At 44.9% G+C, this 13,333-nt stretch carries 12 protein-coding genes; 6 read left to right on the top strand and 6 right to left on the bottom strand.

The genetic code is table 11. The annotated features are described in order from the left end of the window. The first annotated feature begins 9 nt into the window (after nucleotides 1-9). The 5 genes from hpf to rnk all read left to right on the top strand — a co-directional run bounded on the left by hpf (nucleotide 10) and on the right by rnk (nucleotide 2,687). Entirely contained in the window at nucleotides 10-297 is a 288-nt protein-coding gene (hpf, locus tag LGZ99_RS13575; RefSeq protein ID WP_015835763.1) for a ribosome hibernation promoting factor, read from the top strand. 124 nt (nucleotides 298-421) lie between these two features. Then, nucleotides 422-889: a PTS IIA-like nitrogen regulatory protein PtsN gene (gene ptsN / locus LGZ99_RS13570; RefSeq protein WP_036837490.1), complete on the top strand. Its 468-nt coding sequence runs from the start codon at nucleotides 422-424 to the stop codon at nucleotides 887-889. 77 nt (nucleotides 890-966) lie between these two features. After that, nucleotides 967-1,818 carry an RNase adapter RapZ gene (rapZ, locus tag LGZ99_RS13565; protein WP_021323560.1) on the top strand — a complete coding sequence of 284 codons (852 nt, stop codon included), beginning with the start codon at nucleotides 967-969 and terminating at the stop codon, nucleotides 1,816-1,818. Beyond that, entirely contained in the window at nucleotides 1,818-2,090 is a 273-nt protein-coding gene (gene npr, locus LGZ99_RS13560; RefSeq protein ID WP_021323559.1) for a PTS phosphocarrier protein NPr, read from the top strand. The genes rapZ and npr overlap by 1 nt, the downstream gene beginning before the upstream one ends. A gap of 186 nt (nucleotides 2,091-2,276) precedes the next feature. Continuing rightward, a complete protein-coding gene (gene rnk / locus LGZ99_RS13555) occupies nucleotides 2,277-2,687 on the top strand; it encodes a nucleoside diphosphate kinase regulator (RefSeq protein ID WP_021323558.1) in 411 nt (136 codons plus the stop codon). A gap of 54 nt (nucleotides 2,688-2,741) precedes the next feature. Here rnk and pmbA read toward each other — a convergent pair whose 3' ends face one another. Beyond that, nucleotides 2,742-4,082, bottom strand: coding sequence for a metalloprotease PmbA (gene pmbA, locus LGZ99_RS13550; RefSeq protein WP_262979197.1), 1,341 nt, complete (start codon nucleotides 4,080-4,082; stop codon nucleotides 2,742-2,744). 202 nt (nucleotides 4,083-4,284) lie between these two features. Between pmbA and yjgA the strand changes: the two genes are divergently transcribed. After that, nucleotides 4,285-4,824, top strand: a complete 540-nt coding sequence (gene yjgA / locus LGZ99_RS13545; protein ID WP_021323556.1) for a ribosome biogenesis factor YjgA — start codon at nucleotides 4,285-4,287, stop codon at nucleotides 4,822-4,824. Nucleotides 4,825-4,934: 110 nt separating this feature from the next. On the opposite strand, the gene tldD is transcribed toward yjgA, so the two are convergent. The 5 genes from tldD to LGZ99_RS13520 are packed head-to-tail and all read right to left on the bottom strand — an operon-like array spanning nucleotide 4,935 to nucleotide 13,148. Then, entirely contained in the window at nucleotides 4,935-6,380 is a 1,446-nt protein-coding gene (gene tldD, locus LGZ99_RS13540) for a metalloprotease TldD (RefSeq protein ID WP_023044065.1), read from the bottom strand. A gap of 12 nt (nucleotides 6,381-6,392) precedes the next feature. Beyond that, nucleotides 6,393-7,244: a deaminated glutathione amidase gene (gene nit1, locus LGZ99_RS13535; protein ID WP_021323555.1), complete on the bottom strand. Its 852-nt coding sequence runs from the start codon at nucleotides 7,242-7,244 to the stop codon at nucleotides 6,393-6,395. After that, nucleotides 7,241-11,047, bottom strand: a complete 3,807-nt coding sequence (gene yhdP / locus LGZ99_RS13530) for an AsmA2 domain-containing protein YhdP (protein WP_036837487.1) — start codon at nucleotides 11,045-11,047, stop codon at nucleotides 7,241-7,243. The genes nit1 and yhdP overlap by 4 nt, the downstream gene beginning before the upstream one ends. Nucleotides 11,048-11,094: 47 nt before the next feature. Next, nucleotides 11,095-12,564 (bottom strand): ribonuclease G, encoded by a 1,470-nt coding sequence (gene rng, locus LGZ99_RS13525; RefSeq protein WP_021323554.1) that lies wholly within the window; start codon nucleotides 12,562-12,564, stop codon nucleotides 11,095-11,097. After that, the gene (locus tag LGZ99_RS13520; protein ID WP_021323553.1) at nucleotides 12,561-13,148 is read right to left on the bottom strand and encodes a Maf family protein; all 588 of its coding nucleotides are present in this window, start codon (nucleotides 13,146-13,148) and stop codon (nucleotides 12,561-12,563) included. Before LGZ99_RS13520 ends, rng begins: the two co-directional genes overlap by 4 nt. Nucleotides 13,149-13,333 lie beyond the last annotated feature (185 nt).

Here is a 13,333-nt window from a genome sequence, read left to right as displayed (position 1 = left end):
GAAGACAATATGCAACTCAAAATAACTGGCCACAATATTGAAATTACTGATGCATTACGCGACATTATCACTGCAAAATGCAGCAAGCTGGATCAATATTTCGACAGGATCAACCTGACTCAGGTAATCCTCCGTGTGGAGAAGGTACAACAAATCGCCGAAGCCACGGTACATATTAACGGAGGCGAGTTGCACGCATCCTCAGAACATGAAGATATGTATGCAGCAATTGATGGACTAGTTGATAAGCTGGCTCGTCAGTTAACCAAACATAAAGATAAACTGAGACAACATTAACAGTTATTTAACAATAGCTGTAGTAAAAACAGCGGAGTCTTGCTGTAAAACAGTGCACAAATACCGGATGCCACAGATAATCTATGGCATCCGGTATCAATTAAGCACCTAAGCGAATAGAAAAATGAATAACCAAGCAGATTTACTACTAAGCTCTGTTCTTTCCCTCGAATGTACGCGCAATAATGTACATTGTTCGAGCAAAAAACGGGCTTTAGAGATTATCAGTGAGCTGGCATCTAAGCGGCTTAAATTACCCGAGAATATTGTATTCGAAGCAATATTGACCAGAGAAAAAGTAGGCACTACTGGAATTGGCAGTGGTATTGCTATCCCTCACGGTAAGCTGGATGAAGAAAGCTCAGATCAAGCTGTTGGCGTTTTCCTCAATCTGGAACAACCCATTGCTTTCGATGCCATTGATAATCAACCAGTCGATTTGCTGTTTGCTTTATTGGTTCCAAACGATCAATGCCAAACACACTTGCACACACTGTCATTGATTGCCAAACGCCTTGCAGATAAAAATCTCTGCCGTCGTTTGAGATCGGCACAAAGTGATGAAGAACTTTACGCAATTATCACTGAATAGCTGTTGCAATGAATGGAGAGCAACAGATAACAGTGGCTCATAATAATAACCACTGAGAAATTAAGGGGAGTCGCCTCATGGTGCTGATGATAGTCAGTGGCCGTTCCGGTTCGGGTAAATCCGTTGCCTTGCGCGCACTGGAAGATATGGGTTTTTATTGTGTAGACAACTTGCCGGTAGTGTTGCTGCCGGAATTAGCCAATACGCTGGCTGACCGCGATATTTCTGCTGCTGTCAGTATTGATGTAAGAAACATGCCGGAATCCCCCGAAGTTTTCGAAGAAGCCCTGACTAAACTACCAGCCAGTTTCTCACCGCAATTACTGTTTCTTGATGCTGACCGTAATACGCTAATCCGTCGTTACAGCGATACCCGCCGTCTGCATCCACTATCAAGCAAAAACCTTTCTCTGGAAAGCGCGATTGATCAAGAAAGCGATCTGCTGGAGCCACTTCGTTCAAGAGCAGATCTGATTATCGACACTTCCGAAATGTCAGTCCATGAACTGGCTGAGATGTTAAGGACCCGTCTGCTGGGCAAACGGGAACGTGAGCTGACAATGGTCTTTGAATCTTTCGGCTTCAAACATGGCATTCCAATTGATGCCGACTATGTTTTTGACGTACGTTTCCTGCCAAACCCACACTGGGACCCAAAGCTGCGGCCAATGACAGGTCTTGATCGTCCCGTAGCCGCTTTTCTCGACCGCCATACGGAAGTGCATAACTTCATCTATCAGACCCGCAGTTATCTTGAACTCTGGCTACCCATGCTTGAAACCAATAACCGCAGTTATCTGACCGTGGCGATTGGCTGCACCGGTGGTAAACACCGTTCTGTTTATGTGGCAGAGCAGTTAGCTGACTATTTCCGCTCCCGTGGCAAAAACGTACAGTCGCGCCACCGTACTCTCGAAAAGCGAAAATAATGACTGTCAAGCAGAAACTTGAAATCAAAAACCGGCTGGGAATGCACGCCCGGCCAGCAATGAAGCTGTATGATCTGGTACAGCTCTTTGAATCTCATGTTGTCTTGCGCAATGATAGCCATGTTGAAGCTGAAGCCAGCAGCGTGATTGCTATGCTGATGCTGGATTCAGAAAAAGGCAGCTATATTGAAGTTGAAGCCAGTGGCCCAGATGAAGAACAGGCTCTTGCCGCTATCATTAATCTATTTGATTCAGGATTTGACGAAGAATAACGCCACCCACTAATCTGACTTATCATGTTCTTAACTGCTTTCATTAGCAGCACAAAACAGTTCGTGATCACGATCTCTTTCTTTTCCAGTAAGAACAGCCTACTATCAGGTTAATCATTTTAAATAACACCCCCCTCCTCACGGTGCGGGGTGTTATTTTGTGTTGGATTCCATTTGGAGTGTGGTATGACTAAACCAGCAATTATCATCAACGAATTAGACGCAGAACGTTTAGATTCCCTGTTGGAACAGCCAGCGTTTGCAGATACTAGTATCGCTGACGCTTTGAATGAGGAGCTGGATCGTGCAGAGATTGTACCTCCAGCAGAAATTCCATCTGATGTTGTGACTATGAATAGCCGGGTTCGCTTCCTTGATCTGACAAGCAGTGAAGAGCGGGTGCGCACTCTGGTTTACCCTGCATCACTGCAAGACAGTTCAGACCAGCTTTCTGTTATGGCTCCTTTGGGAGCGGCATTATTGGGCCTTCGTATTGGCGACGAAATCAGTTGGAAATTGCCAAACGGCGAAGAAACCCGGGTCAAAGTATTAGAATTACTTTACCAACCAGAAGCTGCCGGTGAGCTCCACCGTTAATTCAGCCAGCCCATTTCAACAGGGCTGGCCACTGTAACCGAATCTGAGTATCTCTTATTGACCAGCGATACTCATTTCTGGCAGTAATACCGAACCACATTGGATATTACTGCGAGTTTCAATATCATTCCCAATAGTGACCATATTGGCCCACATATCTTTCAGATTGCCCGCAATAGTGATCTCGCTAACAGGATACTGAATCTCACCATTTTCTACCCAGAAACCAGCAGCGCCACGGGAATAGTCACCGGTTACTGCACTGACTCCCTGCCCCATCAATTCAGTAACCACTAATCCCGTTCCCATCTGACGCAGTAAACCAGCAAAATCCTCACCTTGCCCTGCAATGCACCAGTTATGGATCCCACCAGCATGGCCTGTACTTGCCATCCCCAACTTACGGGCAGAATAATTTGTCAGAAGCCAAGTCTGTAATACGCCATCTTTAATAATATCCCTGTTACTGGTGCACACACCTTCGCTATCAAATGGAGAAGATGCCAACCCTGCTAGCAAATGTGGGCGCTCTTCAATCGTCAGCCATGATGGCAGAATTTGTTTGCCCAGATGATCAAGCAGGAAAGAAGATTTACGATAAATACTGCTACCACTAATAGCACCAACCAAATGACCGAAAAGACCCGTTGCAACTTCCGCAGCAAACAGCACAGGCGCTCTCATAGTCGGTAATTTACGTGGAGATAAACGGGATAACACACGGCGGGCACACTCATGCCCAACCCACTCCGGCGATTTTAAATCTTCAATACGACGACTAATGGTATACGCATAATCCCGTTCCATATCGCCATTAAATTCAGCAATCACACAACTCGACATCGAATGACGGCTAGAGCAATAGCTTTGCAACATACCGTGACTGTTGCCAAACACCCGGATACCATAATGGCTGTTAAAACTACCGCCCTCAGTATTGGTAATACGTTTATCTACCTGTAATGCCGTTTGTTCCGCGCGGGCAGCCAGTTCAATTGCTTTATCAGTATCCAATTCTGTTGGGTGGAACAAATCAAGATCCGGCGCATCAAACGCCAGTAACTCTTTATCCGCCGGACCAGCACAGGGATCCTGAGAAGTATAACGGGCAATATCAATTGCAGCCTGAACAGTACGGGCAATAGCATCCGGACTTAAATCTGTTGATGATGCACTCCCTTTACGTTGCTGATGGTATACGGTGATCCCTAGCGCACCATCACTATTAAATTCTACATTTTCTATTTCACCAAAGCGGGTACTGACACCAATACCCGTTGTTTTATTAACAGCAACTTCCGCGGCATCACAACCCGCTGTTGCCAATTCTAATGCCTGTGAAACTGCATTTTCCAGTTGCTTGCGTTGTTCCGCGATTTGATCAGTGATTTTCATTAATTACCCGTAATTTGATGAATAAAGGGAAAATCTGTCAGGAAAACAGAACCATTTTATCCACATAAAGTAATGCCGAGTGGTAATCAGGCGTTTTTCCCAGTTACAATACCCAATATTAGGATGTTAACACCCACCGGGCTACAGGTCATGCTCCAAAAATCAACCTGTCAGATCCGGCCTTTTTAAAAGGAAAACCACCATGGCAAAGCAGCCTGAAGATTGGCTCAATGATTATCCTGCTGAAGAGGAAGAAGAAGAGATAATTTGGGTCAGTAAAAGCGAAATTAAACGTGATGCCGAGGCATTGAAAAAGCTGGGCGCAGAATTGGTTGATCTCAGCAAAAATGCGCTTGAACGCATTCCGTTGGATGAGGATCTGCTGGCAGCCATTGAACTTGCACAGAAGATAAAAAGAGAAGGACGCCGTCGCCAGTTACAATTAATTGGTAAAATGCTGCGTGCCCGAGATGTTGAGCCCATTACCACTGCAATTGATAAACTGAAAAATCGTCACAATCAACAAACCGTTCTGTTCCATAAGTTGGAACAATTACGTGATAAATTGATTGATGGCAATGATGATGTTATCGATGAAGTTGTGGAATTATTCCCTCAAACCGATCGCCAGCAATTGCGCACACTGATCCGCAATGCTAAAAAAGAAAAGGAGGCTAATAAGCCCCCTAAATCTTATCGTCAGATTTTCCAGTATCTTAAAGATATGGCCGAATCAACCTAACTATCTAAAACAGACAAGACGCCAATTCTGTTAGGGGAAAATTTTAAAACTAAGTTCCCCTTCCAGTTCCTCTTGCGCGTCTTCAAACAAGAGTATTAATCAGCCAAAAATCAGGCTGTCCCTCCAACGGTCAAGTTGTCCAGTTTCAAAGTAGGCTGACCAACACCAACAGGTACGCTCTGGCCCTCTTTGCCACAAACCCCAACACCTTTATCCAGTTCAAGATCGTTTCCTACCATAGAGATCTGTTGCATAGCCTCAATACCGGAACCAATAAGGGTCGCACCTTTCACTGGCTTGGTAATCTTGCCGTTCTCAATCAGATAAGCTTCAGATGTCGAGAACACGAATTTACCGGAAGTGATATCCACTTGGCCGCCACCAAAATTTGGCGCATATAAACCATTTTCTACACTACCGATGATCTCTTCCGGTGTGGAATGACCCGCCAGCAAATAGGTGTTAGTCATACGAGGCATAGGCAGATGGGCATACGATTCACGGCGGCCATTGCCCGTCGGCGCAACCCCCATCAAACGTGCATTCATTTTGTCCTGCATGTAACCTTTGAGAATGCCATTCTCAATCAATACATTGTATTGCCCAGGAACACCTTCATCATCAATTGCCAATGAGCCACGGCGACCTTTTATCGTGCCATCGTCAACCACCGTACAAAGTTCAGAAGCGACTTTCTTTCCAATCTGACCCGAGAATACGGAGGTACCACGGCGGTTAAAATCGCCTTCCAACCCATGACCAACAGCTTCATGCAGCAACACGCCCGGCCAACCCGCTCCCAGAACAACCGGCATAGTACCAGCAGGTGCAGCAACAGCGGAAAGATTTACCAGCGCCATACGAACAGCCTCACGCGCAAATTGTTCTGCACGGATCTGACCACTCACCATTTCCAGAAAATATTCATAACCATAACGGCCGCCACCGCCGCTGGTGCCATGTTCACGTTTGCCGTTATCTTCCACCAGCACCGTGACAGATAAGCGAACCAGAGGACGAATATCAGCCGCTAAAGTCCCATCGGTTGCCGCAACCAATACCTGTTCGTAGACCCCTGTCAGGCTGGCATTCACTTCCTGCACTCTCGGATCTTCGGCACGAGCGACCTGATCCACTCGGTGCAATAACGCAATTTTCTCTTCACGGGAGAAACTTCGCAGCGGATCGATTGCCGCATAAAGCTGAGAGTAAGCCACTTCGCCAAAGGTATGGATGTTACCATTTCCTGTTTCATGGACGATGCTACGGGCAGCCTGTGCGCTTTGTTGCAATGCATTCAATGTGATCTGGTCTGCATAAGCAAAACCGGTTTTTTCACCACTGATAGCCCTAACACCAACACCCTGATCAATATTATAGGAACCATCCTTAATAATCCGATCTTCCAACACCCAAGATTCATGATAGCTGGACTGAAAATAGAGATCGGCATAATCCAGCCGACGTTCAGCCAGTTGACCAAGTACTGAAAACAGATCTTGATGGCTTAATTTATTTGCAGCCAGTAAATGTTCACTGACAGAAGTTAAACTCATAATTGATACTCTTTAATTTGCTGTATTCTTTTCAATCAGGGAAGTCAACTGTGGCCGGAAGCGGTTATGTTTCACCACTTTCATCTGCTCACGCATAATCTTCAGGCTATCCGCCCTGACATTCAGTTGTAATGCACTGACTGCATCTGGGTTTTTCTTAATCACTTTCCCCCAGCCGTCTACAACCATTGAGTGGCCCCATGTTTGACGGGTTCCATGTACACCAACCTGAGCGGGTGCCAACAGAATACACTGGTTTTCAATAGCGCGGGCCCGTAACAGTGGCTCCCAATGTGCTTTTCCTGTTAAACGGGTAAATGCCGCAGGCACAGATATCAACTCAGCGCCTTGCTCACGCAAAGCCTGAAACAGCCCTGGGAAACGCAGATCATAACATATGGTCATACCAAGACGACCAACAGGTGTATCCACGACAGTAATATGTTCCCCACGCTGGAAAACAGACGATTCGTTATATGCTCCATGTTCATCATCAATATTGACGTCAAACATATGGATTTTATCGTAACGGGCGCGGATCTCACCCTGATCATCAAACAACAGACTGCTGCTGGTGATCCGTTCCGGATTTTCACGGCTGATAAGCGGCATAGAACCAATTAATAACCAGACACCATAACGACGTGCGATTTCACTGACAGCTTGCTGCAAAGGCCCTTTTCCCTGCGGTTCTGCATGATGACGATAGCTGACAGCATTAGCAAACAACAATGCATTTTCCGGGGTCATCACAAGCTTGATCGTATCCGGCAACGGCTTAATTTGTTGTTCAATTTGCGCTAAATTATGTTTGATATTCTCACCGCTACATAACTGTAAGAGTGCAACATTGACGTTTCTCATGTTCCTCTATTCTCCTTAAGTTGACGCAGGACTTCATCAATTTTCGGTTGTTCAAGATTACCGGTAATCCGGTAACGAATAACCGATATCTTATTCCATAACGGCCCCAAGACCTTGGTTGCCGCGAATAATGCGGCACCAGCTACCGGATTGATAACAAAAGCCGTTGCTACACCGACAGTAGCAGAAATTTCCGGCGTGACGATGGCTTCTATATTGATCTGTTGGCGCACAAGATCAATCTCTCCTTTCGTTATCACATCAGCAATCAGTCCATCGATCCGTAAATTTTTAGTCTTGAGTATCCCATTTTTTACTGAAACATCACCACGGATTGAATCAAATTCAAAATCCTGGCTAAAAGTATCACTGAAATCGAGCTGCAATTTACGCAACAAAGCATCAAAACTGACCAGTTTTAGCAACTGACCGGCACTTCCCCCGCCCAGTTTCTCGATAGCACCTTTACCTAAATCGCTTTTAAGATTGCCATTCAGTGTCCGTAAATCGGGTTTCCACGGTGTATCCAACCAGTTAAAATCAAAACGGAAGTTAAACGGCGATTTAACAATTGGCACGACGATACCAAGGTAAGATGCCATCTCATCAAACTTTTCACCGGAGAATTGCCCCATAAGATGAGTATTATTCTCTCCGGCACTTTCTTGCCAACGACCAGCCAAATTTAGTTTACTGGCGCTGTTGTCTACCATTCCATCTCTTAATACAAGCGAATTACCTTCTGGTATCAGGGAGCCAGACACTTTCCCAAGTTTCAACCCCATAATCCAGCACTCAGAGCAGACAATATCTAATGAAGGCCATTGGTTCAGCGAATAACGCTGAGTTGTACCTGTTTGAGATTGCTTAGATAAATCTGATTCAGGTTGCTGAGAGTTATATTGCAGAGGGTTATAGTAAAGATGGCTCAAATTCAGCTGCCACGGGCCACTATTACGAATATTAAGCTTACCATTGATTTCCTGACTATCAGCACTAACCTGTGTTCCCCAGGACTGTTGTTCTACATCTAACGATAACTGATTCCAACGTTGTCCCCCCACATCCAGTGACGGAAGCGACACATGCAGATGTTGTGGCAACAGTGCTCTTCCTGCCAATGAAGAACTTGAAGTCAAAGGCGCAATTAGCCCTAACCACTCTTCACCCTCAATTGCCGGAAGATTCAATTCCAATAACGATTTTTCAGGTAAGTCAGGAATTTTGTCACTGTTACTTTGTAAAATTCCCCGTGACAGTTGAGTACTTTTCTCTGCCAAACTCCATTGAGTATTAAACGCATACTGCTTACCTAACGTCCCTGTTACCCGCAGCTGATCCATATCACCATCAGCCAGAATATGAAGCACTTTCAGTTTACGCAGTTCATCTGCTTTCAAGACAGATAAATGGCTATCTACTTGTGACAAGTCAGCGTCGATTTTCACATCATATTGGGCCTTACCCTGAAACGGTAAACTAATACCCACGTTCCCTTGCCAATCAACAGAACCAGAAAGCGTTTTGGCAACTGCTGGTGGTAGTTCAGGTAATTTCGCAGCAGCCCAATGAGCATTCAGACCAACATCTACCCGATAGTTTTTTGATAAGTTCTTGGTAGAGAAATCAACAGTAACAGGCTGTCCAAACCATTGCACTGATAATTTGTCACTTTGTAAATTACCATTATCAAAACGGAACCGGCCACTGACATTTTTCATTTCACTGCCCAGCGGCTTAATCAACAAATGGTTATTTTTTAAAGTGACCTCACCACTGGCATCCACATTGCCGCCATTGAGTGGAATATCCAAATGCAAATTACCCGCAACCTGACCACCAATCTGTAATGTATTAAGCGTTTCACCAACAGAATCCGCTAACGGGCTACGGGTAAAATATTCATGAATATCTTTACCATCCCCCAGAATATTAGCGTCGATTAACAATTTCTTTCTACTATAATCAGAAATTACTGCTGAAATATTATTCGCTTTCACTTTGCCAAGCGCAGTTTGCGCAGCCAGCATCCACAAACCGTTATTATGGAAATTAAGATCAATATTAAGATCCAGCAGCGCCGGCCAATCTGGTTGATACTGGAAAGTAGCATGACGCAGTGGGGCGAAAACCTGAAACTGACCCTCATTCTTTACAAATGGGAAATCTTTGGGATTGCCTTGAAAAACAAACGTTGCGTTTTCTATTTGCCCTTTAATAATTGAAGCGGTCAGATAGTCAGTCAGAGATGTTCCCATCAAAGGCTCAGGAAAATACCTCCAAGCATCACCCGCATCATAAACCCGTACTCCCGCCAGAATACTCAGCGCCGGCGGCTGCTCTTTTGGTTGTTGATAACGAAAATCACCACTGACCCACAATGATTTCGCCTGCAAATCCAGCCCCTGACTCCAAAGTTGTAAACCTCGCTTATCCTGCCGCCAGAATATTTCTCCATGACTTTGGGATATCTCAAACGGTGCCAGGAACATATCGCGATAATCAGCTACGCTATCTTTCAATGCAAAGCTAAGTTCGCCTTGCTGCAAGCTACCGTTGAGAGAACCAGAGAAATTATCAATAGAAGGCAGCCCCCGCCAGCGCTGCCAACTCACATCCTGCCATTGCATACTCATTCGGAAATCGTCTGCAATTTCCGGTGTTATATCGAGAGCGAGATGATTTACCAATCCTTGCGGCTGGCGACGTTCCCAATCTCTGACAACATCAGGGGTTAAAAAAGAGAAAGTGGGTAAAATACTGCTCAACCGTTCAAGTTGAATATTCTTCGCCCGGATACGCCAGTGATCTTTACCATCATACTTCTTAGCTTCCGGCAGATAGAGCACAGACGCCTTGCCTGACGGCCATTGCTGACTGTCAGTGGCCAGGCTTGCCAATTCAGGCGCATCAAACAACCAACCATTATCCTGACGGCGCATCCGTAATACCAGATCACTGACAGAAAGACGGTGGGATTTGTCAGCAACTTTCCAGTTAGCTTCTCCCTGACGTAATTGCAGTTGACCACCATCAATTCGCCCATCTTTGAGCGTAATCCAGCTAGACAAACTAAATTCAGCATCTTTCAGCCCAGTATTATCCTGCAACCAACGACTCAACCACGGATGCATATCAACATTATCTGCCTGCAAATAAACAGTGCCGTTATCCAATACACCGTTAGTGTCACGCAAATCAAATTTAACCTGTACATTCCCATGCTGATTATTAATAGAAGAAAGGCTGACTTCCCCTTGAGCACGATGATAGTTATTTTTATTCAGCCAGGTTAATTGTGGTAACAACAGATCAACCCGTTCACCAGAGGGGGTAAGAAAAGTAAGACGGCTATCTTGCAGATTAAAATGATCAAATTGTTCGAGAAACAGATTAGAAAACGTATCTGATTGGGAAAACATATTACCGCGTTGATCATTAAACAACGGTTGATGGTAATCCACCTGCAATTGATAAAAAGTCAGATCGCGAAAATCCCAGCGCATTCTCAGCAAAGATAACCAGATATCCAATGCAACCGTGATTTTTTTTGCCTTCACATCTGCACTGGCAGTTTTCACATTGATATCACGTAATTCAAGAACAGGCCCAAAAGATTCCCATTTTCCAGCAATATATCCAACATCAACAGGTACACCCGCAATTGACTCAACTGTAGCGAGCAATTGCGGGCGATAGCCATTAATATGCGGCAGTAGAAAACGTAACCCACTGACAAGCAAAGCCATAATAATAATGACTATTGCGGCTGTCGCTAATAATACTCCCGGCAGTCGCCTCACACGCATCTCCTTGGTTGCCAGCGCTGTTATGCCAGCAAACCAGATAATTACATCATAACGACGTCGAACTGCTCCTGACTGTAGAGCTGCTCTGTCTGAACTTTTACCTGCTTACCAACAAAAATTTCCACTTCTGCCAGTGCATGGGATTCTTCCCCTCTCAGCGCTTCGACCACGGCCGGTGAGGCATAAATAAGGAAGCGATCTGCATCAACTGCCCGGTGAACACGCACAATTTCACGCATAATTTCATAACAGACAGTTTCAACAGATTTTACGGTCCCCCTTCCATGACAGGTAGGACAGTCGTCACAGAGTATATGCTCGATACTTTCACGGGTTCGCTTACGCGTCATCTCCACCAGCCCGAGTTGTGAAAAACCATTAATCGTTGTTTTAACACGATCTTTACTCAGAGCCTGTTCAAGAGAAGCCAGTACCCGTCGGCGGTGATCTTCACTATTCATATCAATAAAATCAATAATGATAATACCCCCCAAATTACGTAACCTTAATTGTCTGGCAATAGCCTGCGTCGCTTCGATATTAGTATTAAAGATAGTCTCTTCCAGATTACGGTGCCCGACAAATGCGCCAGTATTAATATCAATTGTGGTCATCGCTTCTGTTTGGTCAATAATCAGATAACCACCTGATTTCAATTCAACTTTACGATCGAGTGCCCGTTGGATCTCATTTTCTACATCAAACAGATCAAAAATAGGTTGATTGCCACTATAAAGTTCCAATCTGGCTGTCATTTTAGGAATATATTCACTAATAAACTCCTGTAACTGATTAAACGTCAGACGAGAATCCACTCGAATACGATCAAGAGCCGCTCCGGCGAAATCGCGCAAAATACGATGAGCCAGAGCCAATTCGCCATAAAGTTTATTTTTAGTGACATTACGCTTTTTACGCTCGATCACCTTACTCCACAATCGTTTCAAGAAAGCCGCATCCTGAGCTAACTCTTCGTCGCCAACGCCCTCGGCAGCAGTTCTGATAATGAAACCACCATGCTCATCACAATAGTCAGCAACAATATTTTTCAGGCGATTACGCTCTTCTTCACTTTCGATACGTTGCGAAACCCCAACATGAGAAGCACCGGGCATAAATACCAGATAGCGGGAAGGTAATGTAATATCCGTAGTTAACCGGGCTCCTTTGGTGCCAAGTGGATCTTTCACTACCTGAACCATCAAATCCTGCCCCTGGCGAACCAATTCAGCAATATCTCTGACATGGAAGTTCTTGCGTTCTTCGCCGGCAATACATTCCGTGTGGGGCATAATGTCTGAAGCGTGAAGAAAAGCCGCTTTTTCCAGCCCAATATCAACAAAGGCCGCCTGCATCCCTGGTAACACCCGGCTTACACGACCTTTGTAAATATTGCCGACAATGCCCCTTTTGGCTTCCCTTTCGACATGGATTTCCTGCAAAATCCCACCATCAATGTAGGCAACGCGTGTTTCTGATGGTGTTATATTGACTAATAACTCTGCTGTCATGTGTTCCTCTTTCCATCAACCAACGCGAAAAACTTTGTGATTAATTCATGCGTTTCCACTAATGGCAGACCAACTACTGAGTGATAACTACCATTCAGCGTTTTAACAAAGCAACCTGCTTTTCCCTGAATACCATAAGCGCCCGCTTTATCCATTGGCTCACCGGTCGCTACATAATCCAAAATTTCCTGCGTAGATAATTGGCGAAAGGTCACATCTGTAACGACTATATCACTTAAAGTACTCTGACTATCTGATAAAGCAATAGCTGTAATTACCTGATGACACTGCCCGGAAAGTGCACTGAGCATTTCAACGGCATGTTGTTCACTACGGGGTTTTTCCAAAATCCTATCATTCAATATAACAATAGTATCCGCTCCCAACACGGGAAAATCCTCTGGCGCAATAACAACCCCCGCCAGAGATTTATCTTTTGCTAATCGGCTGACATACTGACGCGGAGTTTCACCCTCTTGCCATTGCTCCTTTACCTGAGGAGAAAGAATTTCAAATTTAAAGTCCAATAATTCAACCAGCTCACGCCGCCTTGGTGAGCCGGAAGCCAGATAGAGGGTTTTCATGATGATATTGTCCTTACTACTTATCTTATTAGGGCTTTTTATTTGCCGTTCTTGTAATAAAGGGCGCACCAAGGCAAAACTCAAACAAAAGCCGTCGCTTTTGAACGCATTTCAGTGCAGCCCTAAGGGCGAGCGAAACGAATCATCCTCACAGACTATATGTACGTTTCAGGTTATGTATGCTG

The sequence above is a fragment of the Photorhabdus temperata genome (assembly GCF_025384845.1).
Lineage (GTDB): Bacteria > Pseudomonadota > Gammaproteobacteria > Enterobacterales > Enterobacteriaceae > Photorhabdus > Photorhabdus temperata.
Note: the sequence above shows the minus strand (reverse complement) of the source record. Positions and strands in the feature narration are given on the sequence as shown.